The 24,754-nt window shown below is 63.3% G+C and carries 24 protein-coding genes; 12 read left to right on the top strand and 12 right to left on the bottom strand.

The window, feature by feature from the left end:
• Window positions 1-172 precede the first annotated feature (172 nt).
• From I6L32_RS17985 to I6L32_RS17965, 5 genes are all read left to right on the top strand, one after another.
• On the top strand, window positions 173-1,573 hold the full coding sequence (locus I6L32_RS17985; protein WP_103857927.1) for a chitinase: 1,401 nt from the start codon (window positions 173-175) through the stop codon (window positions 1,571-1,573).
• Window positions 1,574-1,740: 167 nt separating this feature from the next.
• Window positions 1,741-2,106, top strand: coding sequence for a VOC family protein (locus I6L32_RS17980; RefSeq protein ID WP_049636770.1), 366 nt, complete (start codon window positions 1,741-1,743; stop codon window positions 2,104-2,106).
• Between the two features lie 207 nt (window positions 2,107-2,313).
• Complete coding sequence (locus I6L32_RS17975; protein ID WP_103857928.1) at window positions 2,314-2,712, top strand: GFA family protein; 399 nt, start codon at window positions 2,314-2,316, stop codon at window positions 2,710-2,712.
• Between the two features lie 29 nt (window positions 2,713-2,741).
• Window positions 2,742-2,969, top strand: coding sequence for a DUF4287 domain-containing protein (locus I6L32_RS17970; RefSeq protein WP_049636768.1), 228 nt, complete (start codon window positions 2,742-2,744; stop codon window positions 2,967-2,969).
• A 46-nt stretch (window positions 2,970-3,015) separates the two neighbouring features.
• Window positions 3,016-3,426: an SRPBCC domain-containing protein gene (locus tag I6L32_RS17965; protein ID WP_041211466.1), complete on the top strand. Its 411-nt coding sequence runs from the start codon at window positions 3,016-3,018 to the stop codon at window positions 3,424-3,426.
• Between the two features lie 90 nt (window positions 3,427-3,516).
• On the opposite strand, the gene smrB is transcribed toward I6L32_RS17965, so the two are convergent.
• Window positions 3,517-4,041 (bottom strand): endonuclease SmrB, encoded by a 525-nt coding sequence (smrB, locus tag I6L32_RS17960; RefSeq protein WP_103857929.1) that lies wholly within the window; start codon window positions 4,039-4,041, stop codon window positions 3,517-3,519.
• 65 nt (window positions 4,042-4,106) lie between these two features.
• On the opposite strand from smrB, the gene prmB reads away from it, so the two are divergent.
• Both prmB and aroC read left to right on the top strand, forming a co-directional pair.
• On the top strand, window positions 4,107-5,042 hold the full coding sequence (gene prmB, locus I6L32_RS17955; protein WP_010674830.1) for a 50S ribosomal protein L3 N(5)-glutamine methyltransferase: 936 nt from the start codon (window positions 4,107-4,109) through the stop codon (window positions 5,040-5,042).
• Window positions 5,043-5,058: 16 nt separating this feature from the next.
• A complete protein-coding gene (aroC, locus tag I6L32_RS17950) occupies window positions 5,059-6,147 on the top strand; it encodes a chorismate synthase (protein ID WP_010674829.1) in 1,089 nt (362 codons plus the stop codon).
• A gap of 87 nt (window positions 6,148-6,234) precedes the next feature.
• On the opposite strand, the gene I6L32_RS17945 is transcribed toward aroC, so the two are convergent.
• Window positions 6,235-7,020, bottom strand: coding sequence for an ABC transporter substrate-binding protein (locus I6L32_RS17945; protein ID WP_181023057.1), 786 nt, complete (start codon window positions 7,018-7,020; stop codon window positions 6,235-6,237).
• A 338-nt stretch (window positions 7,021-7,358) separates the two neighbouring features.
• Here I6L32_RS17945 and I6L32_RS17940 point away from each other — a divergent pair, with 338 nt between their 5' ends.
• Window positions 7,359-8,765 (top strand): DEAD/DEAH box helicase, encoded by a 1,407-nt coding sequence (locus I6L32_RS17940; protein ID WP_103857931.1) that lies wholly within the window; start codon window positions 7,359-7,361, stop codon window positions 8,763-8,765.
• Window positions 8,766-8,851: 86 nt separating this feature from the next.
• Here the strand turns inward: I6L32_RS17940 and I6L32_RS17935 are convergent, their stop codons facing one another.
• The 4 genes from I6L32_RS17935 to cra form a co-directional block, all read right to left on the bottom strand.
• Complete coding sequence (locus I6L32_RS17935; protein WP_103857932.1) at window positions 8,852-9,541, bottom strand: RES family NAD+ phosphorylase; 690 nt, start codon at window positions 9,539-9,541, stop codon at window positions 8,852-8,854.
• The gene (locus tag I6L32_RS17930; protein WP_041211580.1) at window positions 9,541-9,945 is read right to left on the bottom strand and encodes an antitoxin Xre-like helix-turn-helix domain-containing protein; all 405 of its coding nucleotides are present in this window, start codon (window positions 9,943-9,945) and stop codon (window positions 9,541-9,543) included. The genes I6L32_RS17935 and I6L32_RS17930 overlap by 1 nt, the downstream gene beginning before the upstream one ends.
• A gap of 243 nt (window positions 9,946-10,188) precedes the next feature.
• Window positions 10,189-11,382, bottom strand: a complete 1,194-nt coding sequence (locus tag I6L32_RS17925) for an aromatic amino acid transport family protein (RefSeq protein WP_041211460.1) — start codon at window positions 11,380-11,382, stop codon at window positions 10,189-10,191.
• Between the two features lie 634 nt (window positions 11,383-12,016).
• Complete coding sequence (gene cra, locus I6L32_RS17920) at window positions 12,017-13,003, bottom strand: catabolite repressor/activator (protein WP_181023056.1); 987 nt, start codon at window positions 13,001-13,003, stop codon at window positions 12,017-12,019.
• 307 nt (window positions 13,004-13,310) lie between these two features.
• Between cra and fruB the strand changes: the two genes are divergently transcribed.
• From fruB to fruA, 3 genes are read left to right on the top strand one after another with little or no spacing between them, the layout of a single operon-like run.
• The gene (gene fruB, locus I6L32_RS17915; protein ID WP_216944290.1) at window positions 13,311-14,411 is read left to right on the top strand and encodes a fused PTS fructose transporter subunit IIA/HPr protein; all 1,101 of its coding nucleotides are present in this window, start codon (window positions 13,311-13,313) and stop codon (window positions 14,409-14,411) included.
• Entirely contained in the window at window positions 14,411-15,400 is a 990-nt protein-coding gene (gene pfkB, locus I6L32_RS17910) for a 1-phosphofructokinase (protein WP_041215117.1), read from the top strand. Before fruB ends, pfkB begins: the two co-directional genes overlap by 1 nt.
• Complete coding sequence (gene fruA, locus I6L32_RS17905) at window positions 15,397-17,121, top strand: PTS fructose transporter subunit IIBC (RefSeq protein WP_216944289.1); 1,725 nt, start codon at window positions 15,397-15,399, stop codon at window positions 17,119-17,121. Before pfkB ends, fruA begins: the two co-directional genes overlap by 4 nt.
• A gap of 82 nt (window positions 17,122-17,203) precedes the next feature.
• Here fruA and I6L32_RS17900 read toward each other — a convergent pair whose 3' ends face one another.
• Window positions 17,204-17,455 carry a DUF1289 domain-containing protein gene (locus I6L32_RS17900; RefSeq protein WP_216944288.1) on the bottom strand — a complete coding sequence of 84 codons (252 nt, stop codon included), beginning with the start codon at window positions 17,453-17,455 and terminating at the stop codon, window positions 17,204-17,206.
• Between the two features lie 150 nt (window positions 17,456-17,605).
• On the opposite strand from I6L32_RS17900, the gene mltA reads away from it, so the two are divergent.
• On the top strand, window positions 17,606-18,757 hold the full coding sequence (gene mltA, locus I6L32_RS17895) for a murein transglycosylase A (protein ID WP_114523292.1): 1,152 nt from the start codon (window positions 17,606-17,608) through the stop codon (window positions 18,755-18,757).
• A gap of 133 nt (window positions 18,758-18,890) precedes the next feature.
• Here the strand turns inward: mltA and yfaE are convergent, their stop codons facing one another.
• From yfaE to ubiG, 5 genes are all read right to left on the bottom strand, one after another.
• Entirely contained in the window at window positions 18,891-19,190 is a 300-nt protein-coding gene (yfaE, locus tag I6L32_RS17890) for a class I ribonucleotide reductase maintenance protein YfaE (protein ID WP_302056398.1), read from the bottom strand.
• A gap of 69 nt (window positions 19,191-19,259) precedes the next feature.
• Entirely contained in the window at window positions 19,260-20,393 is a 1,134-nt protein-coding gene (nrdB, locus tag I6L32_RS17885) for a class Ia ribonucleoside-diphosphate reductase subunit beta (protein WP_010674816.1), read from the bottom strand.
• Window positions 20,394-20,472: 79 nt separating this feature from the next.
• Entirely contained in the window at window positions 20,473-22,740 is a 2,268-nt protein-coding gene (gene nrdA / locus I6L32_RS17880; protein ID WP_216944287.1) for a class 1a ribonucleoside-diphosphate reductase subunit alpha, read from the bottom strand.
• A gap of 588 nt (window positions 22,741-23,328) precedes the next feature.
• Complete coding sequence (locus tag I6L32_RS17875) at window positions 23,329-24,015, bottom strand: HAD family hydrolase (RefSeq protein ID WP_201872696.1); 687 nt, start codon at window positions 24,013-24,015, stop codon at window positions 23,329-23,331.
• The gene (gene ubiG, locus I6L32_RS17870; protein ID WP_052816220.1) at window positions 24,015-24,731 is read right to left on the bottom strand and encodes a bifunctional 2-polyprenyl-6-hydroxyphenol methylase/3-demethylubiquinol 3-O-methyltransferase UbiG; all 717 of its coding nucleotides are present in this window, start codon (window positions 24,729-24,731) and stop codon (window positions 24,015-24,017) included. Before ubiG ends, I6L32_RS17875 begins: the two co-directional genes overlap by 1 nt.
• Window positions 24,732-24,754 lie beyond the last annotated feature (23 nt).

The raw sequence follows: 24,754 nt of genomic DNA, 5'->3' as shown, positions 1-24,754 counted from the left end.
GTCGGATGGCTGCGCCAACAAGACCAGGGGCTGGATCCCCCTGCAAACGAGTGCCATCTGAGTGCAGGGAGGCATGGCTCACAATTTCGCCAAATTCTTAATTCTTGTCGTGAATTTAGTTGCCAGGATGCCTATGCTCGCCCTGACATTTTCAAGACAAGGATGGTTACCCATGTTCATGCTCACGCGCACCGCCTGCCTGGTTGCCCTCGTCTGGGCACTGCCCGGCCAGAGCGCCATGACAATCCAGCCCGATCCCCAGAACAGCGGTGGCTATGTGATGGCGGCGGCGGATCTTGCCAGTGCGGCCCAGGCCAAGACCGCCAACCCCATGTACGGGATCTGGTCCCACGCTCTGGCCACCCGGCCCAACACGGTGGTGGAGGCCATCGTGGCCCGCGCCCCCGGCAACCCGGACAACGTCAAGCGGGTCGAGCGGGTCTTCACCGAATCGGACTGGGAGTTCCTGACCCAGATGGCCGCCCCGGAGTACACCTACGAGCGCTTCCTGCGGGCGGTGGGCAAGTTCCCCGCCTTCTGCGGCGACTACACGGACGGGCGCAATGCGGACGCCATCTGCAAGAAGTCCATCATCACCGCCTTCGCCCACTTTGCCCAGGAGACCGGCGGCCACATTGCCAAGGAGAATGTCTCCGACAACCCCCTTGGGCTGGAGGAGTGGCAACAGGCCCTGGTGCACGTGCGGGAGATGGGTTGGTCTGAGGGGCAGACCGGCTACACCACGGGGTGTGGCCAGAGTGACTGGCAGAACCGGCGCTGGCCCTGCAGCACCGGTCAGGGCTATTTCGGTCGCGGTGCCAAGCAGCTCTCCTACCACTTCAACTACGGCGCCTTCTCCGAGGCCATGTTCGACGGCGACGCCACCGTGCTCCTCAACAACCCCGGGCTGGTGACGGACTCCTGGCTCAACCTCGCCTCCGCCATCTGGTTCTTCCTGACGCCCCAGGCTCCCAAACCCGCCATGCTGCACGTCATCGACCGGACCTGGGTGCCCTCCCAGCGTGAGCTGGCGGCGGGCATCGGCTACGGCTTTGGCACCACCATCAACATCATCAACGGTGGCATCGAGTGCGGCGAGCAGAACAAGAACAAGGGCCAGCCGGTCAACCGTATCCGCTCCTGGGAGGGGCTTGCGGCCCACTACGGGATCCCGCTGCTGGCGGACGAGAAGAACACCTGCTGGCAGCAGACCCCCTATGGCAGCCTCAACCTCAACGGCGCCACCGACGTGCTTTACACCAACTGGGACGGCAACTGGAAATACTACCCGGACAGACCCGGCGGCTACTCCTTCGAGTGCGATCTGGTGGGGTACCAGACCGCCTATTCGGCCCTGGTGCCGGGGGATTACGAGAAGTGCGTGACCAACTTCTACGGCTCCCACGCCAGCTGGCCCAAGGTACGGGTGGTGGCCACGCTGGATCCGGCCCCGGTCGACCCCGGCACGCCGCCGGTGGACGGGGTACCGGCCTGGGAGGCAGGCAAGGTCTACACCGCCGGCAACAAGGTGAGCCACAAGGGCGTGGTGTATCAGGCCAAGTGGTGGACCTAGGGCAACGAGCCGGGCAAGGGCGACCCCTGGGCACCGGTGACCTGAGAGTCAGTACAAGCGCAAGCACCCCGGGGAGGCCGCGCGCCTCCCTTGTTGATCGCAGCGCTGGCTTGTTGCGCCTCTTTTGGCGCTGATAGCCTGCGGGTTCACACCGAGGGAGGATGACCATGAACATCGCCATTCATTTTGAAATTCCGGTACAGGATCTGGAGAGAGCCATTCGCTTCTATGAGGGGGTCTTCGAGACGGTGCTGGAGCGGGTGCAGATCGATGGCAACGAGATGGCGCTCTTTCCCCTGGAAAGTGGCACGGCGGGCTGCTCCGGCGCCCTGGCGAAGGGGGAGAGCTATGTGCCGAGCCTGGATGGCACCCGGATCTATCTGCGGGTGGCTGACATCGAGGGGGCCATGGCCCGGGCACTGGCATCGGGCGGGGCCTGTCTCTATCCCGTCACCCGGGTCGGGGAGAGCCTCCGGGTGGCGGAGTGTCGGGATTGCGAGGGGAATCGCATCGCCTTGCAGGAGGGAACCTGACCATTATTTATCCGGTGCATGGGGTGTGTTGAGTCATTCATACGATGAATAAAGAGGGGGATTTTCCCGCTCCGGGAGCCTCAGCCTCGCGGTAAGGCCCCGGTATGGTCAGTTGTCGCCCCCCGGATCCCGTGCTACTTCATCTGGTGCGGCAAGAAGGCGAGCACCCGTTCGCCCGGTCTGTCGCCCCAACTCTCAGGAGGCATCATGGAAGGACATTGTCTGTGTGGCGGGATCACCGTGTCGAGCGGCGATCACAAGGAGGTCAACCTGTGTCACTGCGCCATGTGCCGGCGCTGGTCAGGGGGGCCCATGTTCGCGGTGCACGGGGGCAAGGGCGTGCGGTTCACCGGGATGGCCCCGGTGGCCTACCGCTCGTCGGAGTGGGCGGAGCGCGGATTCTGCCCCACCTGCGGCACCCATCTTTTCTACCATCTGTTGCCGACGGACGAGTACATCCTCTCCGCCGGCCTGTTTCAGGATCAGGGGTTCGAGCTCACCGGGCAGATCTTCATCGACGAGAAGCCCGACTTCTATGCCCTCAAGAACAACACCCCGACCCTGACCGGACAGCAGGTGTTCGAGCAGTTCGCCCCCAAACCCTGAGCCTGTACTCACCCCGAGGAGAAGCCATCATGGATGAACAACCGAAGGTGAAGGGGCCTGCCTCCTACTTTCCTGCCATCGAGCAGAAATACGGCCAGCCCATCGCCCACTGGCTGACCCTGCTGGCAGGGCGGGAGGAGCGCAAACACATGGCCCTGGTGGCCTGGCTCAAGGACGAACACGCCATGGGCCACGGCCATGCCAATGCCCTGGTGGCCCACTTTTTGGCGCAGCCCGATGCGCCCGGCGTGGCATGACAGTGCCACAGTGCAAAACGTGCAGGAAAGCCAGAGGATCAGAGAGATGAAGATAAGCGTCAGCGTCTGGGTTGCCAGGCCGATTGCCGATGTGTGGCAGGGCTGGAACACCCCCGCCAGCATCATGGCATGGAACGCCGCCTCCCCGCAGTGGCACTGCCCCCAAAGCCGGGTGGATCTGCGGGTGGGTGGGCGTTTTTGCCACCACATGGCGGCGCGGGATGGCAGCACGGGGTTTGATTTCGAGGGGACCTTCACCGAGGTCACAGCGCCGACGGGGCTCGGCTACGTCATGGACGATGGCCGCGAGGTGAGCGTGCGGTTCGTGGCAGAGCAGGGGGGCACCCGGGTGGAGGAGCGGTTCGATGCCGAGTCCCTGCACAGCGGCGAACAGCAGCGGGCGGGGTGGCAGAGCATCCTGGATAACTTCAAGCGACATATGGAAGCCGCCAGCTGACCCCTGTGGGGCGCCATAAAAAAACCACCGCAAGCTGGCGGTGGTTTTTTTATGGCGTTCGCCCGGGGCAAGGCGGGGCGGGGAAGGGGGTCACTCCTCGATGTCCAGCAGCACCAGGATGGCGCTCTCGCCCCCCCACTCCCGCGGCGCCTGGTGAAAGGCGCGCACAGCGGGGTGCTGGGCCAGCCAGCTCGGGATGCGCTGCTTGAGGATGTGCTTGCCGATGCCGTGCATCACCGAAGCGACGTGGATGTTCTCTTTTCGGCACAGGGTGAGCAGGGCCGCCAGCTCCTGCTTGGCCTGGTGCTGGTTCATGCCGTGCAGATCCAGATAAATCTCCGGCGGGTAGCTGCCGCGCTTGAGCTTTTTCAGCTCGAATTTTGACACGTCGTCGCGCACGTAACGGGTCGGCCCGTCCGCCTCGAGATGGGGCTGGTACTCGTCGCTGAAAAAGTAGTCAACCCCAAGCTTTTCGCGGCTCTCGCGCACTTCGCGTTTCTGCTTGACCGGGTTTGAGGAGGCCCTTATGGTATCTTGCTTAATTTTCCGGGTACCTTTGACAGCATCACGAAACAGCAGGCTTTCCTCGTCTGTGAGTGAGGGCGTATTTTTCATCAGGTACTCGTCTTGCTCGCTGTATAAAATTCTCGGGCCGGATATTACTCGACTTGGAGGTGGATTTGGACAAGATATTTATCGATGAGGTGGTTGCCGAAATGCACACCATCCAGGACATGTTGCGCTGGGCCATGAGTCGTTTCAACGACGCCGGGATCTTCTACGGACATGGTACCGACAACGCCTGGGATGAGGCCGTGCAACTGGTGCTGCCCGCGTTACATCTGCCGCCGGACGTGGATCCGGGCATGCGCCACTCCCGCCTGACCACCAGCGAGCGCCACCGCATCGCCGAGCTCATCATCCGCCGCGTGCAGGAGCGCATTCCGGCGCCTTACCTGACCAACAAGGCCTGGTATGCGGGCTGGGAATTCTACGTGGACGAACGGGTGCTCATTCCGCGCTCCCCCATCGCCGAGATGGTGGCCAACCGCTTCGCCCCCTTCCTGAAAGACGAACCGACCCGGATCATGGACCTGTGCACCGGCTCCGGCTGCATCGCCATCATCATGGCCCACGAGTTCCCCCATGCGGAAGTGGATGCCATCGACATCAGCGTCGATGCCCTCAACGTGGCCGAGCGCAACATCAACGATCACGGGCTGGAGCAGCAGGTTATCCCCATTCGCTCCGATCTGTTCCGGGATCTGCCGGCCGGTGACAAGTACGATCTCATCGTCTCCAACCCGCCCTATGTTGACTCCGAGGACATGTCGGATCTGCCGGAGGAGTTTCGCCACGAGCCGGAGCTGGCCCTGGCGTCGGGCTCCGACGGCCTCAAGCTCACCAAACGTCTGCTGGCCAATGCCGCCGACTTCCTGAAAGAGGATGGCGTGCTGGTGGTCGAGGTGGGCAACAGCATGATCCACCTGGAAGCCCAGTTCCCCGAGGTGCCCTTCACCTGGGTCGAGTTCGAAAACGGCGGCCACGGCGTCTTTGTGATGACCCGCGCAGAGCTCGAGCAGCACCAGGCCCATTTCGCCATTTACAAGAACTAAGCAGCAAGGAGCATTCATGGCAGGGAACAGTTTCGGCCAACTCTTTCGGGTCACCACTTTCGGCGAGAGCCACGGTCTGGCGCTGGGCGCCGTGGTCGACGGCTGCCCGCCGGGGCTGGAGATAAGCGAAGACGATTTGCAGGGGGATCTGGACAGGCGCAAGCCCGGTACGTCCCGCTACACCACTCAGCGCCGCGAGGCGGACGAGGTGAAGATCCTCTCCGGGGTGTTCGAGGGCAAGACCACGGGCACCTCCATCGGGCTGCTCATCGAGAACACCGATCAGCGCTCCAAGGACTACTCCGAGATCAAGGATCTGTTCCGTCCGGGTCACGCCGACTACACCTATCACCAGAAGTACGGCCAGCGTGACTACCGTGGCGGCGGCCGCTCCTCGGCCCGCGAGACCGCCATGCGGGTCGCGGCGGGGGCCATCGCCAAGAAGTACCTGAAACAGGTGCACGGCATCGAGATCGTGGGTTTTCTCTCCCAGCTCGGCCCCATCAAGGCGGAAGGGTTCGACGAGAGCCAGATCGAGCAGAACCCCTTCTTCTTCCCCGATGCGGGCAAGCTGGAGGCGCTGGATGAATACATGCGTGCCCTCAAGAAAGAGGGCAACAGCGTGGGGGCCAAGGTGTGTGTCGTGGCACGCAATGTGCCGGTGGGCCTGGGGGAGCCGGTGTTCGACCGCCTCGACGCCGACATCGCCCACGCCATGATGGGCATCAACGCGGTGAAGGGGGTGGAGATCGGTGACGGCTTCGCGGTGGTGGAGCAAAAAGGCTCCGAGCATCGGGACGAGATGACTCCGGCCGGCTTTGCCAGCAATCATGCGGGGGGCATCCTGGGGGGCATTTCGTCGGGTCAGGAGATCGTGGTGAGCATGGCCCTCAAGCCTACCTCCAGCATCACGGTGCCGGGCAAGACCATCACCACCAGCGGTGAGGCCACCGAGATGATCACCAAGGGTCGTCACGACCCCTGCGTCGGCATCCGTGCCGTGCCCATCGCCGAGGCCATGCTGGCCCTGGTGCTGATGGATCACCTGCTGCGCCACCGCGCCCAGAACCAGGGCGTGCACACCCAGACCCCGCAACTGCGCTGATCATGCTGCAGGCAGGGTGAGTGATCACCAAAAACCACAAGGCGACCCCAGGGTCGCCTTTTTCATGGTTTTTTGCCGGCGTCGGCGTCAGGGGGCCGATGGCGTCGAGAGCGATGACAGCCGGGTTGCGTCCAGGCGGCAGCGGGGCGGCGCAAAGGCGGGATCCGGTGAGGGCAGGGCGGCGATGGCGGAATCGATGCGGGCGAGCGAGTCCTCGTTCACGGCCTCTTTGGCAAACATCAGGCGCACCGGCTGCTGGTGCAAGAGCACCTGACACTGGATGGCATCGCTCGCCCCGAGCTGGCCGAGCCGGTAGCGGGCGTACTGCCACTCCATGATGACGCCGTCGAGGCGGCGCGCCAGCAAGAGGGTGAGCAGCCTGTCATCGCTGTTGTATTCGCTCGCCTGCCCGAGGGCGGGGCACTCCTCGCTCATCGGCAGGGGGCGGGTGCCCCGCAGCTTGCCAAGGCGCAGCCCCTTGGCCTGGCACAGGGTTGCCAGCTCCGTGATCTCTCGCCAGCCCTCGGGCTCCCCGGCCTGCGGGCGCTGGCTCAGCAGCACGAAGCTGGCGCGCCGATAGGGGGCGGAGAAGCGGGCGAACCGCTCCCGCTCGGGGGTTTTCAGGGCGCCCATGGCCACGTCCAGCTGCTGGCGCTCCATGAGGTAGAGGGCCCGGGCCCAGGGGAGGTTGCGAAAGGCGGGCTCCACGCCTGCCTTGCCCAGGATCTGGCGGGTCAGGGTCACGTCCAGTCCACCGAGGGTGCCGTCGGCAGCGATTTGACTGAAAGGGGGCCAGTGGCTCCAGGCCACCGACAGGGTCTCCCTGGCGGCGAGGGGCTGGGCGAAGAGCAGGGGCAGGACGAGGCCCAGCATGCGCCGGGCGGTGGGGGTGAACTTCCGTTTCAATCAAAACCTCCTGTTCCGTGTATCGCGCCGTCCCCGGCAGGCTGCGCAGGGGCATTGATACATACGGCGATTCGGGCCATTTTGTCCTGCCTTCGTCCCTATTTCCAGCCGTGCTGGGAGGCGCATCACATTTTCCTCGTCTAAGTGCGCCAACTCCGTTAGACTGCGCCTCTATTCTTTCCCCTTTGCTCTGCTCCCCGGGGAAATCGTTGTTTTCTCTATAGGCCCGGATCCTGTGAGATGGCATCGGCTCAGCAGAGGAGCCCCACCACGATCTTTGGCGCCCCTATCCCTAGCAGGTAACTATGAGTTTTACTTCCCTCGGTCTGGCCGAACCCTTGTTGCGTGCCGTTGCCGAGCAAGGCTACGACACCCCGTCTCCCATTCAGCAACAAGCGATCCCGGCGGTACTGGCTGGCCGTGATCTGATGGCCGCCGCTCAGACCGGGACCGGCAAGACCGCAGGTTTCACCCTGCCGATGCTGCAGCGTCTGATTGAAAGCAAGCGCAAGGTCTCCCCGAACCGCATCCGCGCCCTGGTGCTGACCCCGACCCGCGAGCTGGCCGCCCAGGTGGGCGAGAGCGTGCGCAACTACGGCAAGTACCTGCCGATCCGCAGCCACGTGGTATTTGGCGGCGTGAGCATCAACCCCCAGATGATGGCGACCCGCCGTGGTCTGGACGTGCTGGTGGCCTGCCCGGGCCGCCTGATGGATCTCTACAACCAGAACGCCGTCAAGTTCGACGAAGTGGAGATCCTGGTACTGGACGAAGCGGACCGCATGCTCGACATGGGCTTTATCCGCGACATCCGCCGCATCCTGGCCCTGCTGCCGAAGAAGCGCCAGAACCTGCTCTTCTCCGCCACCTTCGCCGACGAAATTCGCGAGCTGGCCACCGGTCTGCTGGACAACCCGGCGGTGATCGAAGTGACCCCGCGCAACAGCACCGCCGAGCGCATCGAGCAGCTGGTACACCCCTGCGACAAGGCCAACAAGATTGCCCTGCTGAGTCACCTGGTCACCAGCAACGACTGGCAGCAGGTGCTGGTGTTCACCCGTACCAAGCACATGGCCAACCGCGTTGCCGAGACCCTCGACAAGAACGGCGTCAGCGCCGCCGCCATCCACGGCAACAAGAGCCAGGGTGCCCGTACCCGTGCCCTGGCCGGTTTCAAGGATGGCAGCGTCAAGGTGCTGGTGGCGACCGACATCGCCGCCCGTGGCCTGGACATCGACAAACTGCCGCAGGTGGTCAACTTCGAGCTGCCGAACGTGGCGGAAGATTACGTGCACCGTATCGGTCGTACCGGCCGTGCCGGCGCCGCCGGTCACGCCATCTCCTTGGTCGCGGCCGATGAAGGCAAGCTCATCAAGGCCATCGAGCGCCTGACCAAGCAGAACATCCCCTGCGAGCAGGTGGCCGGCTTTGAAGCCTCCCGCGAGACCCTCGACAACATCGCCCGTGGTATCGGTGCGCCGCTTCGCAAAGAGCCGCGGGATCCGAGCGAGCAGCGCCGTGCGCCGCGTCCGCAAGGTCAAGGCCAGCGTCAGGGGGCCGGTCGCTCCGGCAATGGCGGCGGTGGTAACGGCGGTGGCAATCGCACTGGCAACGGCGGCAAGCCCAAGCCTCAGGGTGGTCAGCGTCCGGCTGATGGCGCCGCGAAGCCGGCCCAGGCCCGTCGTCCCCGTCGCGCCAGCCACAACCAGTAAGCGGTCAGGGAGCCAGGCTCCCCCACTGTTCGGTTGATACAAAAAGCCCCGCCAATCTGGCGGGGCTTTTTTTGTCCTGGTAGACGCTATTCACCGTAGAGGCGGATCTCCAGCACATGGGTGATGGCCTCGCCGCTCCAGTGGTACTCCAGATGACGGGCGTGGTCCACACGGCTGACCAGGCGGGGGCGATAGAGCACGTGACAGTCGTGACCGGGGTGGCGCACCGAGCGGTAGTGGATGCCGTCCGCCCCGGCGACCTTCTGCTCCCGGGCGAAGGCCTGGGCGGGGCCGTAATCGGTGGCGTGATAGAGGGGGCCTGGCAGAAACGCCGGGCCCGTGATGTCGATGAGGCTGGCGCTGAACTGCGCCTGGATCACCCGCATCTGCACCTTCTGGGCCGGCTCCCGGGTGTACCCGAAGATCCGCTCCCTGTGGTAGACCGTCTCCTTGATGCCGGTGTCGAGGGAGGGGGCACAATAGTAGCCGCCAAAGTTCCCCGTGGTGAAACGGGCACCCTCGGGATTGAGGTGAGTGAAGGCGGCCATCACATAGCTGCCGCCGGGCAGCCCCACCAGCCAGTCTTCCCTGGGCACCCGCATCAGCTCGCCCGCTTCTTCCCTCAGCCTGTCGTTGGTCAGGGCCTCGACGGCCCAGACCGCCTCCAGCTCGTCGGCGGTAGCGACGTCTTCATAGAGGCAGATGGGGGGAAAGCGGCTCGGAATGATGCGATAGGCGCAGGCATTGTGGAAGGCGCGCAAGGGCGGGGAGGACATCAGGCCATCTCCCCGCGCCAGGCGTGCAGCCGGGTGGCCACTTCGTAGAGATCGGCCACCCGCCCACCCTGCATGACCTCCATGGCGCTGCGCCCGGCAAAGAAGGGGTGGCTGTTGGGTTTGCGCACCCAGCCATAGATGCTCTCATCCAGGCTGAACAGTAGCCGCAGGCTCTTGTGGATGTTGAGCAAATAGCTCATCCGCTCCTGGAGATCGGCGCTCAGCCGAATGCCGCCGCTGGCCTCCTTGTACTTGTTCAGGGTGGAGCGGGAGGTAATGCCAAGCAGCCTGAGCTGTTCATCCGTGCTGCACTGCCATTTGTCCAGGATGCGAAACACCACGGGCAGGGCCTTGCTGGGATCGACGGCGGGCTGTTGCCGGGGAAGAGATGCGGTGGCGACCATGTTGCCTCCCGGGTTGGCGTGCCAGACGGGCACGGGATCATGAGTTGTCTGCTAAGCAGTGTAGGGCAGGGGCGCAGTCATGTACATATCTATACATGGTTGCACTCAAATGTTCATTATTGGATGGATTTCGCGAGGAGGGGCGTGGGTCGGCCAAGTGAGCCCGTGCCAATGAAACGCCCCGCCAACTGGGTTGGCGGGGCGTGTCTCTTTGCGGCGTTTCTGCTTGTCGGGTCGGGGAGATCAGAGGGCGGGCAGCAGCCCCATGCTGACGCTGACCTGCACCCCGACGATCAGTACCCCCATGGCACCGGCCAGACCCAGGGCCAGCACGCCACCCGGGACGCGGTAGTGGTCTGCCTCGGCCTGCTTGCGGCTCTGCCACACCAGGGCCACCGGCAGCAGCACCGCCAGCACCGCCAGCGCAATGGCGGCGTAACCCAGCGCCATGATGAAGCCTTGCGGAAAGTAGAGGGCGAACAGCAGGGGCGGCACGAAGGTGATGAGGCCGGTCTGGGTGCGGCCCTGCCAGTTGTCCTTGCGACGGGTCACCTTGGCCATGAAGTCGAACAGTCCCAGGGTCACCCCGAGGAAGGAGGTGGCGAGCGCAAGATCCGCAAACAGATGCATCGCCTGGTTGAAGGCGGGCCAGCTCACCAGGCCGCCGACGTTGGCCAGCAGGCTGTCCAGGGCGCCGCCGGTCTGGATCAGGGATTGCTGGCCCAGCAGCCCCAGGATGGCGACCTGCCACAGCACGTAGAGCACGAGTGGCAAGGCGGAGCCCCACACGAAGACCCGGCGCAACTGCCTGGGGTTGTCCCCGAGGTAGAGCATGACGCTCGGGATGGAGCCGTGGAAGCCGAAGGAGGTGAAGATGACCGGCAGGCCCGCCAGCAGCAGGCCTTCCCCGAGGGGCATGGAGAGCAGGTGCTGCCCCTGGGCGCGGGGCAGCAGCAGCGCCAGCACCGCCACCATGATCACCAGCTTCACGGTGAACATCAGGCGGTTGAGGTAATCCACCTGCCTGGTGCCGACGCACACCATGCCGCCAAACAGCAGGGTAAAGACCCAGGCCGCCTGCTCCTGGCCGAGGGGAAGGCCGGCATCGGCCAATGCCTGGGCCAGCAGGCTGCTGCCGCCGCTGATGTAGGCGGAGGCCAGGGCGTAGAACAGCATCAGGATGCAGAAGGAGGCGATGCCCTTGCCCCAGGGGCCGAGCAGGTGATCTGCCAGCTGGTGCAGGTACCACTTGCCGGTGCTGAGGCTGGCTTCCACCTGCAGCATGGCGGTGAAGGCCATCAGGGCCCAGAGGCCGATCATCAGCATCAGGGTGGCGGGGCCGCCCAGGGACGAGGAGGCCAGCGGCAGGGCCAGCATGCCGGCGCCTATGGTGGTGCCGGCAATCAACAGGGTACAACCCAGGGTCTTGGTATTCATGTCATCCATCCGAAAGTGAGGGGCGCTGTTGCAAACAAGAGAGAGCCAGTTGGCTGTGTCGGGAGACGCCTCCGGGGAAAAGCCGGAGGCTAGCAATATCGGTGTGGATACATCTGTACCTGAAACCTGTCAGTTGTAAAAATTGGTTGCCAAGTTAGCGGATTGAAATGGCGGAAACAACCCCTTAAAAGCGGATTTTGTGCTGTGGCAAGCCGAAGGGTGGCAATAAAAAGTGACACATTGCGCCATGCGCCGAAAAAATGCGCCCCTCAAGGGGAGGCCGCCCGTCAGGCTGCGTTGCGGGTCGACATCGAGAGCGCCCGCGTTGGCGGCAACAGGGCTTGCAGAGGGTAACACGGGGCCCTGGTGGTGCGACTGGCCTGATATAAGCAAACATCGGGTCATACTCCAAAAAGCCATCATTTTCACTTATATCGAGCCGAGGCGCCGATAAACGGGTCCTGGCGCGGGGTGGCCAACCCTGCCGGCGGGGTTGCCGCCCGGCAGATCACCTCAAAGCCAGAAGGCGCAGGGCAAAAGCTGAGACAACAGGGGAGAACACAAGCAGGTGTGGGGGAGGAGGCTCAGGGGCTGGCACGGCGGGCCGCCCCCGGGGTGGTGCGTCGTGGTCGGGTCAGCGGCGGCGTTTGAGGGTACGGCTCACATAGTGCAGGCCGCTCTGGTAGTCGCCATTGACCGCCTTGAGGGCCAGCGTCAGGGCCTGGCTTGCCAGGGCGTCGTGCTGCTGGGGCAGGGAGTTGATGCCAAAGGGGAGGAAATCGAGCAGGCGGTCATCCCCGAAGGTAGCCATGGCGAGCTGGCTCATGTCAGCCTCCTGCTCCAGCAGGTAGTCGAGCACCCCCTCCATCAGGATGTAGGAGGTGGTGATCAGCGCCTCGGGCAGTTGCCCGAGCTGCTGATGGAGCGTCTTGATCAGGCGATACCCTTCGGTGCGCGAGAAGTGGGCCCCTTCACACAGGTGGCGGGTCGCACTGTGACTGGCAATGGCCTGTTCGAAGCCCGCTTTTCGCTCCTGACTGATCGTCAGTTCCGGCAGTGCAGTGATCAAGGCGATATGACCGATGGCCGGGGTGAGCAGGGAGGTGGTGAGGTCCAGGCTCGCCTTCTGGTTTTCACTCGCCACGGTGACGAAGTGCTCGGTGGCCATGGCACGGTCGATGGCGAGGATCTGCACGCCCCTGGACTGCTGCTCCAGGTAGAAGGGATCCGCCGGGAGGAGGCAGCTTGCCACCAAGAGCGCGTCCACATGGCGGCTCACCAGCATCCGGGCCAGCTCCTTTTCGGTGTCCGGATCGTCCTCCGAGCAGACGATGAGCAACTGATATCCCTGGGTGCGGGCCCCTTGCTCCAGGCGCTTGGCGAGCTTGGCGTAACTGGCGTTTTCGAGGTCGGGCAGGATGAAGCCGAGGGTGCGGGTCTGGCCGCCGCGCAGGGAAGCGGCGCGGCTGTCCGGCTGATAGTTGTGGGCATGGACCACGGCCATCACCTTGTCGCGGGTTGCCTGGCTGATGCGGTATTGATCGGCCTTGCCATTGATCACATAGCTGGCGGTGGTGCGAGAGACACCGGCCAGCGCGGCGATTTCATCCAGTTTCATCATGTTGGCTCTGTTTGAGTTGCAAGGCCCGCGCCGGTTCCTGGTTGGGGCGCCGAAAAGTGTGCGCGGGATCATATCATTGAAACGTACTTTCTGCGGGATCTTGAACAATGCGCTGAAACGATTCAGTCTGAGTGTAAGTGAAACGATTCAGCTTGTCAGTAACGGATGATTATCTGCACTTGGAAATGGGTTCCGGCTCACCAAAGCGAGAGATCACCGTCTATTGTCAGCAGGCAAGTTACCCGAAAATCGAGTTGAGTTGAGCCGGTACGCCGCGAGGCGAAGCCGGACCTGATGGAGAATCTCTATGTTGAAGTTGGCGCGACAGCAAATCCTGCTGGGACAATCGGTGACGACCAAGGCGGACGCCATCGCCCTGCTGGCAAGCAAACTGACCGACGCCGGTCTGGTTGAAGCAGGTTACGTGGACGGCATGCTGGCGCGGGAAGCGCAGCACGCCACCTATCTTGGCAGCGGTATCGCCATTCCCCACGGCACCACGGACACCCGTCATCTGGTGAAGAGCACCGGCGTCATGGTGGCCCAGTTCCCCCACGGCATCGAGTGGGACGAGGGGCAGATTGCCTACGTCGCCATCGGCATCGCCGCCAAGTCCGACGAGCACCTGGGGATCTTGCGCCAGCTCACCCACGTGCTGGGTGACGAGCAGGCCGCAGCCCAGCTCAAGGGGGCGACCGACGAAGAGACCATCATCAATATCCTGACTGGCGCGACTGGTGCCAAAGAGGTGCAATACCTGACCCTGGCGGACTTCCCGGCCGACGACCAGGACCAGTTGCTGCTGGGGGCTGCGGCCCGCGCCAAATCCGCAGGCTGGGGAGACGCCGCCATGGTGAGCGCCCTCCTGGCCAGCCAGCCTGTTCACCTGGGGGAGGGCATCTGGCTGGCCCGTGCGCAAGCGGCCCAGACCGGTTGGGTGCTGGCCACTCCGAGCACCCCGCTGAACGTCGGTGAATTGCCGGTCAGCGCCCTGCTGCTGCTGTGTGCCGCAGATAGCTGCCATTTGCCGCAACTCGAGAATCTGGCCAAGCTGGCCGCCGCCGGCCAGCTGGCCACCCTTTCTGGCAGCGACGGTCTTGCCATGTTGCAGGCGGGTCCGGCGAGCGGGCTGTCCGAGACCTTCACTATCATCAACCCCCACGGTCTGCACGCCCGTCCGGGCGCCATGCTGGTCAAGGTGGCCAAGGAGTATGAATCCGACATCCGCGTTGCCAACCTCGATGGCAGCGGTGAAGCCGTCTCTGCCAAGAGCCTGATGAAGGTGATCGGGCTTGGGGTCAAGTGCGGTCATCGTCTGGCGTTTCGCGCCGAAGGAGCGGATGCCGAAGCAGCCCTCAAGGGCATTGGCGAAGCCATTGCCGCCGGCTTGGGCGAGGGGGCGCACTGATGGACATCGTCACCATCACCCTCAATCCCGCGCTCGATCTCACCACCCGTCTGGAGGCCATGCACCCTGGCGAGGTCAATCTGGTGAGCGAGGCCAACTTGCGCGCAGCGGGCAAGGGGATCAACGTCGCCATGGTCTTGAAAGATCTCGGCCGTGACGTAGGCCTGACCGGCTGGCTCGGTGAGGGCAACCAGCAGAGCTTCGTCTCCCTGTTCGAGGAACGTGCCCTTGCCGATCACTTCGTGCGCGTGGCGGGCGACACCCGGATCAACGTCAAGATCTCCGAACAATCCGGCCGGGTGACCGATCTCAATCTGCCGGGACTCGCCGTGCAGGAAGGCGATGTCAGCGCCCTGGAAGCGGCGCTGGAGCGACTGGCTCCCCACTCCGACTGGTTCGTGCTGGCGGGCAGCCTGCCCAAAGGGGTGGCCCCCGATTACTGCGCGCGCCTCATTCGCCTGCTCAAGGCTAAGGGCAAGCAGGTGATCTTCGATTGCAGCGGCGCGGCGTTGAGCGAAGGGATCAAGGCGGCGCCGACGCTGGTCAAACCCAACCTGGAAGAGCTGAGCCAGTGGGCCGGTCGCCCCGTGAAGACCCTGAGCGAGCAGGCCGAGTGCGCCCGCGCGCTGCAGGCCAGCGGGATCCCCAACGTGGTGATCTCCAATGGTGCCGACGGCCTCATCTGGTTTGCACCGGATGCCACCTGGCAGGCGATTCCGCCGCGCATGGAGGTGGTCAGCACCGTGGGTGCCGGCGACTCCCTGGTGGCGGGCCTGGTCCATGGCATGAGCCTGGACTGGACGCCGGAGCAGACCCTGCGTCTGGCCACCGCCGTCTCGGCACTGGCGGTGAGCCAGGTCGCGGTCGGCTTCAACGATATCAATGTGCTCAAACCGTTACTCGAGCAGGTGCGCGTACAGCGTCTGGATGATCTGGCACCGACTCAACCCCAACCCCATTTGATGGCTAACTCAGGAGATGCCCAATGAAAGCAATTCTGGTTACGGCTTGCCCGGCGGGCATTGCCACCAGCTTTCTCGCTGCAAAACGGATAGAACAGCAGGCCAAACTGGCTGGCTGGGAGCTCACCCTCGACGTCGAGTCCAGCGTGCAGCCCCGTCAGGTTCCCTCGAAAGAGCAGATTGCCGCCGCCGACCTGGTGCTGGTCGTTGCCAGCGCACCGGTGGATCTGGCCGCCTATGACGGCAAGTCGCTCTATCGGGGCGACATGGATCTGGCGCTCCAGGATCCCGCTGCCCTGCTGGAAGCCGCGCGAAGCGGTGCCAGCGTCTATCGCCATGAAGCGGCACCTGTGGTTGCCAAACTGGCCAGCGGTGCCAAGCGCATCGTGGCGGTGACGGCCTGTCCGACCGGGGTGGCCCACACCTTCATGTCGGCCGAGGCCCTGGAGACCATGGCCAAGCAGCTGGGTCACCAGATCCGCGTCGAAACCCAGGGCTCGGTCGGTGCCCAGAATGCCTTGACGGCGGACGAGATTGCCGCCGCCGATCTGGTGTTCCTCGCCACTGACATTGAGGTGGACATGGCGCGCTTTGATGGCAAGCCGGTCTATCGCACCAGCACGGGGGCGGCGCTCAAGAAAACCCGGGCCGAGCTCGACAAGGCCTGGACCGAGGCGAAGGTCTATCGCCACAGCGGCGCGGCTGCGGTCAAGAAAGAGGAAAAGGCGGGCCCCTACAAGCACCTGCTGACCGGTGTCTCCTTCATGCTGCCCATGGTGGTGGCGGGGGGCCTTATCATCGCGCTCTCCTTCATCTTCGGCATTGAAGCGTTCAAGGAAGAGGGGACGCTGGCCGCGGCCCTGATGAAGATCGGTGGCGGCTCCGCCTTCGCCCTGATGATCCCGGTGCTGGCAGGCTACATCGCCTACTCCATCGCCGACCGTCCGGGCCTGGCGCCCGGCATGATCGCCGGTATGCTGGCAAGCTCGCTCGGCGCCGGTTTCCTTGGCGGCATCGTCGGCGGCTTCCTCGCCGGTTACAGCGCCAAGTTCCTGAGTGACAAGGTGCGCCTGCCGGTCACCCTGGAAGCCCTCAAGCCCATCCTCATCATTCCGCTCTTTGCCAGCCTGTTCACCGGTCTGGTGATGATCTACGTGGTGGGTGGCCCGGTGGCGGGCATCATGAACGCCATGACCGAGTTCCTCAATAACATGGGCTCTGCCAACGCCGTGCTGCTGGGTGTCATCATCGGCGCCATGATGTGCTTCGACATGGGTGGCCCGGTCAACAAGGCGGCCTATGCCTTCGGTGTCGGCCTGCTCGCCTCCAAGACCTATGCCCCCATGGCAGCGGTCATGGCCGCCGGCATGGTGCCTGCACTGGGGATGGGGATCGCGACCTTCCTGGCCAGCAGAAAGTTCATCAAGGCGGAGCAGGAAGCGGGCAAGGCCTCCTTCGTGCTGGGTCTGTGCTTCATCTCCGAGGGTGCCATCCCGTTTGCCGCCAAGGATCCCATGCGTGTCATCCCGGCCTGCATGGCGGGCGGCGCCCTGACCGGTGCGCTCTCCATGCTGTTCGGCTGCGAGCTGGTGGCACCCCACGGTGGTCTGTTCGTGCTCTTCATCCCGAACGCCATCAGCCATGTGATGATGTACATCCTGGCGATCGCGGCCGGTTCTCTGGTGACCGGGGTGGCCTACGCCATGCTCAAGCGTGGCGAGGAGCAGGCCAAGCTGGCGACCGCCTGAGGACGTCACGGCGTGACACACCCTTCATGACAAGGCGGCCCTGGGGCCGCCTTTTTTGTTGAGGGGAGGGGCAAAGGGGGATTTAAAAATCCCAGCCCGGCGGGGGCGACGGATCGGCCGCCTCTGCGGCCTGCGCCTTGCGGCGAGCGGCCTCGACCCTGGCCTTGCGGCTGCGGCACAGGCGCATCACCTCCTGCTGCTGGGCAGGGGTCATGGCAAGCCAGTTGAAACGCTCCTCGCGGCTTCGCAGGCATCCCTTGCAATACCCCTTGTTGTTCAGTTCGCAGACCCCGACACAGGGGCTCTGGAGCGGGAAGATTTCGAGCTGTTCCATCCATGACCTCTCACACCTTGTCACCTTGTTATAACCCAGAAGATCACGGCAGGAGAAATCCGTCGTCAGGGGCGTGAAGGCGTTTGCTTTCCCCGGGCAATTTTGGCATCTTCCCCGCCGTGCAAGACACTCGGTGTTATATGAGGACATATGAATAGACATGCGTACTGGTTGGCCGCCGCCGTGGTGGGGCTGGCCGGTTGTGCGGGCAACCCTGAACCGGTCAAGGTGCCCCAGAAGAAGGCGGAATCCGGATGTTTTCTGAACTGCGAGATCCCTGTGAATCTGGGCAAGCAGTATCTGGATGGTGCCCTGCCGGGGGATCTGGTGCGGGTGGAGCGGGTCAACAGCCGCGCCCGCGCCGATTACAGCAAGTTCGGTCCCCAGAGCCGGCTGGTGATGGAACGCTCCGGCCGTATGGCGAGCCGCTATGGGGAGCTCTACCGTCAACTCTCACGCTGGGTCGCCAATGGGGGCAATCCCGCCCATATCACCCAGTACGGCATCAGCCTGGCCCAGCTTGGCGGTGCCGACCGCATGGGCAACGTGCTCTTCACCGGCTACTACTCGCCGGTGCTGGAGGTGCGCCATCGCCCGGACGCCCAGTACAAGTATCCCATCTATGCCATGCCCAACTGCGGCGGTCGCTGCCCGAGCCGGGCCGAGATCCACCGGGGGGCGCTGGCCAACCGGGGGCTGGAGCTGGGCTACAGCAAGTCCCTCATCGACAACTTCCTGATGGACGTGCAGGGTTCCGGTTTCGTTCACTACGGCGATGACGACCGGTTGCAGTACCTCGGTTACAGCGGCAAGAACGGCCACGGCTATGTCAGCATTGGCCGGGTGCTCATCGACCGTGGCGAAGTGCCCAAGGAGCAGATGTCCATGAAGGCCATCAAGGAGTGGGCCAACCGTCAGCCGGAAGAGAGCGTGAAGGAGCTGGTGGAGCAGAACCCCTCCTATGTCTTCTTCGAGCGCCGTCCCACCAACGACGTGGTGGGGGCCGCCGGCATTCCGCTCTTGCCGATGGCGGCGGTGGCTGCCGACAAGACTCTGCTGCCCATGGGCACCCCTATCCTCGCGGAAGTACCGCTGCTGGACAAAGAGGGAAACTGGACCGGCAAGCACCAGCTGCGGCTGCTGATTGCGCTGGATGTGGGGGGCGCGGTGAAGAAGGGCCACCTCGATCTCTACCACGGTATGGGTGAGAAGGCCGGTGTCGCGGCCGGTCACTATAAGCACTTTGGCCGGGTCTGGAAGCTGGGTCTGCACCACGGGCCGACCGCCGCCCCCTGGTTGTAACGCCCCCGGGTTGTAATGTAAGAGGGGCCATGGCCCCTCATTTCCCTCAAGAGACGGGACATTCCCATGAAAAAAGCCGCCGGAGCAATCCGGCGGCTTTTTGTTTGCGGGGCAGATCTGGCGACAAGGGCCGTCAGCCCTTTCGGATATCGAGCTTGATGGCGCCCACCGGCTGGCAGCAGCAGGGGAGGCACTCCCCCTGGGAGACAAAGGCGAGCGGGACGGCGGCGTAGTGAACCTTGCCCGCCAGCAGCGGGGTGCGGCAGGCGCCGCAATAGCCGCTGCGGCACTGGAACTCCACGTGATGGCCGTGGCGCTCCAGGGTCTCCAGCACGCTTTCGCCGGGATGGGGGTGCAGCACACCGTCCAGGGTCTGTACCTGGGGGGCTTGCCCCTCCGGCGCCGTGGTGGTGGTATGCAGGGACGCGTTCAGGGTGGCGGTGGCGTCACTCACGGACGTCGCTCCCCCGCATCATGGTCTGCCAGCAGAGGTCGCCTTGCATCACAGCTCGAAGTCACCCAGATCGTCGGCGTGCACTTCACTGTCGATCTGACCCACCAGATAGGAGCTTACTTCCACTTCCTGGGGCGCCACCTGCACGTTGTCGGAGGAGAGCCAGGTGTTGATCCAGGGGATGGGGTTCTGCTTGGTGCCGGCAAAGGCCGGTTGCAGGCCGACGGCCGCCATGCGCAGGTTGGTGATGTATTCCACGTACTGGCAGAGGATGTCCTTGTTCAGGCCGATCATGGAACCGTCCTGGAACAGGTACTCGGCCCACTCCTTCTCCTGCAGGGCCGCTTCCTTGAACAGCTCGAAGCAGGCCTGCTCGCACTCGACGGCGATCTCTGCCATGTCGGGGTCGTCGTTGCCGCTGCGCATCAGGTTCAGCATGTGCTGGGTGCCGGTCAGGTGCAGCGCTTCGTCACGGGCGATCATCTTGATGATCTTGGCATTGCCCTCCATCAGCTCGCGCTCGGCGAAGGCGAAGGAGCAGGCGAAGCTCACATAGAAGCGGATTGCTTCGAGGGCGTTGACGCTCATCAGGCACAGGTAGAGCTTCTTCTTGAGCTCCCGCAGGCTGATGGTGACTTCGCGATCCCCGATCCGGTGGGTTCCCTCACCGTGCAGGTGATAGACGGAGGTGGCCTCGATGAGATCGTCATAGAAGTGGCTGATGGAGCCGGCGCGCTTCAAGATCTGCTCGTTGGTTACAATGTCGTCGAACACCTGGCCCGGGTTGTTGACGATGTTGCGGATGATGTGGGTGTAGGAGCGAGAGTGGATGGTCTCGGAGAAGGCCCAGGTCTCGATCCAGGTCTCCAGCTCCGGGATGGAGACCAGGGGCAGCAGGGCCACGTTGGGGCTGCGGCCCTGAATGGAATCCAGCAGGGTCTGGTACTTCAGGTTGGAGATGAAGATGTGCTGCTCGTGGGGCGGCAGAGCCTGGAAGTCGATGCGGTCGTGGGAGACGTCCACCTCTTCCGGGCGCCAGAAGAAGGAGAGCTGTTTCTCGATAAGCCGCTCGAAGATGTCGTGCTTTTGCTGATCATAACGGGCCACGTTGACCGACTGGCCGAAGAACATCGGCTCCTTGAGCTGATCGTTTTGGGTCTGGCAAAAAGTAGAGTAAGCCATGGTTCGAATGCCGTGAAATAGGGAAAACAGGAGGGCGGGAGCTTGAAGCTCCCGCCCGGTTTATCAGTGCGTTTCGCGGTTAGATCTTGCAAGCCCCGCCGGCGCAGCCGTCATCTTGCAGATCGGTCTGGGTGTCGTCGGCACCATCACGGGTGTTGTGATAGTAGAGGGTCTTGAGACCGTATTTGTAGGCGGTCAGCAAGTCCTTGAGCAACTGCTTCATCGGCACCTTGTTGCCTTCGAAGCGGGCCGGGTCGTAGTTGGTGTTGGCGGAGATCGCCTGATCCACGAACTTCTGCATGATGCCGACCAGCTGCAGGTAACCGTCGACGCTCGGCTGTTTCCACAGCAGTTCGTACTGATCCTTCAGGCGGTGGTACTCCGGCACCACCTGCTTGAGGATGCCGTCCTTGGAGGCTTTCACCGACACCAGGCCGCGGGGCGGCTCGATGCCGTTGGTGGCGTTGGAGATCTGGCTGGAGGTCTCGCTCGGCATCAGGGCGGTCAGGGTGGAGTTGCGCAGACCCACGGTCTTGATCTCTTCGCGCAAGGTTTCCCAGTCCAGGTGCAGGGGTTCATTGCACAGGGTGTCCAGATCCTTTTTATAGGTATCGATGGGCAGAATACCCTGGGCATAGGTGGTCTCGTTGAAGGCCGGGCAGGGGCCGAACTCGCGGGCCAGTTGCACGGAGGCCTTCAGCAGGTAGTACTGGATCGCCTCGAAGGTGCGGTGGGTCAGGGCCAGACCGGAACCATCGGAGTAGCGGGCACCGTTTTTCGCCAGGTAGTAGGCGTAGTTGATGACGCCGATCCCCAGAGTGCGGCGGTTCATGCTGCCCTTCTTGGCGGCCTTGAGCGGGTAGTCCTGATAGTCGAGCAGGGCGTCCAGAGCGCGCACGGCCAGTTCGGCCATCTCTTCCAGATCTTCCAGCTTCTCGATGGCGCCCAGGTTAAAGGCGGAGAGGGTGCACAGGGCAATCTCGCCGTCCTCGTCATCCACGTTGTTGAGCGGCTTGGTGGGCAGCGCAATCTCGAGGCAGAGGTTGGACTGGCGCACCGGTGCCACGCTCGGGTCGAACGGGCTGTGGGTGTTGCAGTGATCCACGTTCTGGATGTAGATGCGACCGGTACCGGCGCGCTCCTGCATCATCAGGGAGAAGAGATCCACCGCCTTCAGGGTCTTCTTGCGAATGGCCGGATCCTGCTCGTACTTGACGTAGAGCTCTTCGAACTTGTCCTGGTCCGCGAAGAAGGCGTCATAGAGACCTGGTGCATCGGACGGGGAGAACAGGGTGATGTCACCGCCCTTGATGAGGCGCTGGTACATCAGCTTGTTGATCTGCACGCCGTAGTCCATGTGACGGACCCGGTTCTCTTCCACGCCGCGGTTGTTCTTCAGTACCAGCAGGCTCTCCACCTCGGTGTGCCACAGCGGGTAGAACAGGGTGGCCGCACCGCCGCGCACGCCGCCCTGGGAGCAGCACTTCACCGCAGTCTGGAAGTATTTGTAGAAGGGGATGCAGCCGGTGTGGAAGGCTTCGCCGCCACGGATGGGGCTGCCCAGACCACGGATGCGACCAGCGTTGATGCCGATGCCGGCGCGCTGGGAAACGTAGCGCACGATGGCGCTGGCGGTGGCATTGATGGAATCCAGGCTGTCGTCACACTCGATCAGCACGCAGGAGCTGAACTGGCGGGTCGGGGTGCGCACGCCGCTCATGATCGGGGTCGGCAGGGAGATCTTGAAGGTCGAGACCGCATCATAGAAGCGCTTGATGTAGTCCAGACGGGTATCTTTCGGATACTTGGAGAAGAGGCAGGCCGCTACCAGGATGTAGAGGAACTGCGGGCTCTCGTAGATCTCGCCGGTGACGCGGTTCTGTACCAGGTACTTGCCTTCGAGCTGCTTGACCGCCGCGTAGGAGAAGTCCATGTCGCGCCAGTGATCGAGGTAGCCGTTCAGCTCCTCAAATTCCGTCTGGGTGTAGTCTTCCAGCAGGTGCTTGTCGTACTTGCCCATGTCCACCAGTCTGGCGACGTGCTGATACAGGTGGGGCGGCTCGAACTGGCCGTAGGCCTTCTTGCGCAGGTGGAAGATGGCCAGACGGGCAGCCATGTACTGGTAGTCCGGGCTTTGCTCGGAGATGAGGTCAGCTGCAGCCTTGATGATGGTCTCGTGGATGTCGGCGGTACGGATACCGTCATAGAACTGGATGTGGGACTTGAGCTCCACCTGGGAGACCGACACGTTGTCGAGCTTCTCGGCAGCCCAGTCGAGCACACGGTGAATTTTATCCAGATCGATGGGTTCTTTGTGTCCGTTACGCTTCGTCACAAACAAGTTCATTGGCTGATGACCCCTTTCATTGATACCTGCCGGTATCGGTTGATTCCCGAAAAGCCATCGCACAATGGCGCAACCCGGCTCCGTCTGTCGAGGGAAACTGGGCAGGGATTGTGCGATGAATCACAAGATGTAGTGTTATTTTTAATGCGAACTACAAGATAGTGAGGTCGATGCGGTAATGCAATCTGTGGATAACGCATTAGCTGTGGATAAATTGTGGGTGTTGGGACGGGAGTTAGTGGACGCTCACAGCGAACGGGTTTTCATCCGTCCGATCCGTCAAATGCAAGTCCGGCGATCGAAGATGGAAAATTAAAATAACTTTTTTTGCTTGCGAAAGCAGGGTGTTTTTACTAGCAAATCCGGCCTGCTCATCCCTTGTGCAGTCAGGGTCAAAAGGTGTCCTGTTACGCCGTTCGGGGGGTTGCCAAGCCCGTAAAAAGAGGGATCGTCCGGGATCCCTCTGGTGTGCTGCGGGGGGAGCTGCGCGCCGGGGCAGATGCCCACATGGCCATGGGGACAACATCAAAGTTGCCCCGCAGATCCACCTCTATCCGGATGCCTTGTCGGTCATGGGCAATGAACGTGTCAGCTCAGCTCGTAACGCAGCCAGTGGTGCAGGGCCTGCACGGTATCAAAGTGAAGATCGGCGCCCCAGAGGGCGGGATCCTCGTCATCATTGAGATAACCCCAGCCAGCCACCGCGGTACGCATGCCGGCATTGCGGCCGGCCTCGATGTCGCGCACGTGATCCCCCACATAGAGACACTGGCTCGCCGCGATGCCGAGGCGCTCGCAGGCAAAGAACATGGGGGCGGGGTCGGGCTTGCGCACCGGCAGGGTGTCGGCGCTCACGGTCACGCCGCAACTGGCGAGTTCGGGCAGGGCTGCCAGGAGCGGTTCGGTGAGAAAACCCGGCTTGTTGGTGACAATGCCCCAGGGCAGCTTTTTTTCGTCGAGCCACTCGATGAGATCCACCATGCCTTCATAGGGGCGGGTGCCGACGCAGAGGTTGGCGGCGTAGTAGTCGAGCAGGGCGGTGCGAAGGCGGGTGGCCCCCAGCTCCTCCAGCAGCTCGTCCCCAAGACCGGCCCTGAGCAGCCCGAGAGCCCCGTGGGAGGTGGTCTGGCGGATGATGTCGTCAGAGAGCGGGGCAAAGCCTTCGCTTATCAGCACGTGATTGACGGCGGCGCCAAGGTCTGGGGCGGTGTCCAGCAGGGTGCCGTCCAGATCAAACAGCACGCAGCGCAGGGGCATCGGGTGAGGTGTGCTCATCAGCCTTGCTCCGGGCGCTCGAACGCCACCATGTAGTTGACGTCGACATTCTTGCCGAGCTTGAAGCTGTTGGAGAGCGGGGCGTAGTGAACGCCGCTCATGTCCCGCACCAGCAGGCCCGCCGCTTCCCCCATGCGACACAGTTCGGCGGGGGTGATGAACTTCTTGTGATCGTGAGTGCCCTTGGGGACCATCTTCAACAGGTACTCGGCCCCGAGGATCATCATCAGATAGGCTTTGGGGTTGCGGTTGATGGTGGAGACGAACACCTTGCCCCCCGGCCGTACCAGGGTGGCGATGGCGCGCAGCACCGAGGCCGGGTCCGGCACGTGCTCCAGCATCTCCATGCAGGTAACCACGTCATACTGGCCAGGCGCTTCATCGGCGTGGGCTTCGGCGGTGCTCTGGCGGTACTCGAGCTCCACACCTTGTTCCAGCGCGTGCAGGCGGGCGACGCCGAGGGGTTCCTTGCCCATGTCGATGCCGGTGACCCGGGCCCCCCGGCGGGCCATGCTCTCGGAGAGGATGCCGCCACCGCAGCCGATGTCGAGCACGCGCTTGCCAAACAGGCCGCCGCTCTTGTCGGTGATCCAGTCAAGGCGCACCGGGTTGATTTGATGCAGCGGCTTGAATTCGCCCTCCATGTCCCACCAGCGGGAGGCGATGGCTTCAAATTTGGCGATTTCTGTCAGATCGACATTGGCATCACTATTCATGTTTTGATGATCCTGTGGCAAGG

Source organism: Aeromonas sp. FDAARGOS 1402 (genome assembly GCF_019046925.1).
In the GTDB taxonomy this organism is placed as follows: Bacteria; Pseudomonadota; Gammaproteobacteria; order Enterobacterales; family Aeromonadaceae; genus Aeromonas; species Aeromonas caviae.
The sequence above is the reverse complement of the archived record's forward strand: the minus strand, read 5'-3'. Positions and strand labels throughout refer to the sequence as shown.

Bases quoted from the DNA above. Each gene is read 5' to 3' on its own strand.
- I6L32_RS17985 (WP_103857927.1), top strand. From the start codon at position 173: ATGTTCATGCTCACGCGCACCGCCTGCCTGGTTGCCCTCGTCTGGGCA.
- I6L32_RS17980 (WP_049636770.1), top strand. From the start codon at position 1,741: ATGAACATCGCCATTCATTTTGAAATTCCGGTACAGGATCTGGAGAGA.
- I6L32_RS17975 (WP_103857928.1), top strand. From the start codon at position 2,314: ATGGAAGGACATTGTCTGTGTGGCGGGATCACCGTGTCGAGCGGCGAT.
- I6L32_RS17970 (WP_049636768.1), top strand. From the start codon at position 2,742: ATGGATGAACAACCGAAGGTGAAGGGGCCTGCCTCCTACTTTCCTGCC.
- I6L32_RS17965 (WP_041211466.1), top strand. From the start codon at position 3,016: ATGAAGATAAGCGTCAGCGTCTGGGTTGCCAGGCCGATTGCCGATGTG.
- smrB (WP_103857929.1), bottom strand. From the start codon at position 4,041: ATGAAAAATACGCCCTCACTCACAGACGAGGAAAGCCTGCTGTTTCGT.
- aroC (WP_010674829.1), top strand. From the start codon at position 5,059: ATGGCAGGGAACAGTTTCGGCCAACTCTTTCGGGTCACCACTTTCGGC.
- I6L32_RS17945 (WP_181023057.1), bottom strand. From the start codon at position 7,020: ATGCTGGGCCTCGTCCTGCCCCTGCTCTTCGCCCAGCCCCTCGCCGCC.
- I6L32_RS17940 (WP_103857931.1), top strand. From the start codon at position 7,359: ATGAGTTTTACTTCCCTCGGTCTGGCCGAACCCTTGTTGCGTGCCGTT.
- I6L32_RS17935 (WP_103857932.1), bottom strand. From the start codon at position 9,541: ATGTCCTCCCCGCCCTTGCGCGCCTTCCACAATGCCTGCGCCTATCGC.
- I6L32_RS17930 (WP_041211580.1), bottom strand. From the start codon at position 9,945: ATGGTCGCCACCGCATCTCTTCCCCGGCAACAGCCCGCCGTCGATCCC.
- I6L32_RS17925 (WP_041211460.1), bottom strand. From the start codon at position 11,382: ATGAATACCAAGACCCTGGGTTGTACCCTGTTGATTGCCGGCACCACC.
- cra (WP_181023056.1), bottom strand. From the start codon at position 13,003: ATGATGAAACTGGATGAAATCGCCGCGCTGGCCGGTGTCTCTCGCACC.
- fruB (WP_216944290.1), top strand. From the start codon at position 13,311: ATGTTGAAGTTGGCGCGACAGCAAATCCTGCTGGGACAATCGGTGACG.
- pfkB (WP_041215117.1), top strand. From the start codon at position 14,411: ATGGACATCGTCACCATCACCCTCAATCCCGCGCTCGATCTCACCACC.
- fruA (WP_216944289.1), top strand. From the start codon at position 15,397: ATGAAAGCAATTCTGGTTACGGCTTGCCCGGCGGGCATTGCCACCAGC.
- I6L32_RS17900 (WP_216944288.1), bottom strand. From the start codon at position 17,455: ATGGAACAGCTCGAAATCTTCCCGCTCCAGAGCCCCTGTGTCGGGGTC.
- mltA (WP_114523292.1), top strand. From the start codon at position 17,606: ATGAATAGACATGCGTACTGGTTGGCCGCCGCCGTGGTGGGGCTGGCC.
- nrdB (WP_010674816.1), bottom strand. From the start codon at position 20,393: ATGGCTTACTCTACTTTTTGCCAGACCCAAAACGATCAGCTCAAGGAG.
- nrdA (WP_216944287.1), bottom strand. From the start codon at position 22,740: ATGAACTTGTTTGTGACGAAGCGTAACGGACACAAAGAACCCATCGAT.
- I6L32_RS17875 (WP_201872696.1), bottom strand. From the start codon at position 24,015: ATGAGCACACCTCACCCGATGCCCCTGCGCTGCGTGCTGTTTGATCTG.
- ubiG (WP_052816220.1), bottom strand. From the start codon at position 24,731: ATGAATAGTGATGCCAATGTCGATCTGACAGAAATCGCCAAATTTGAA.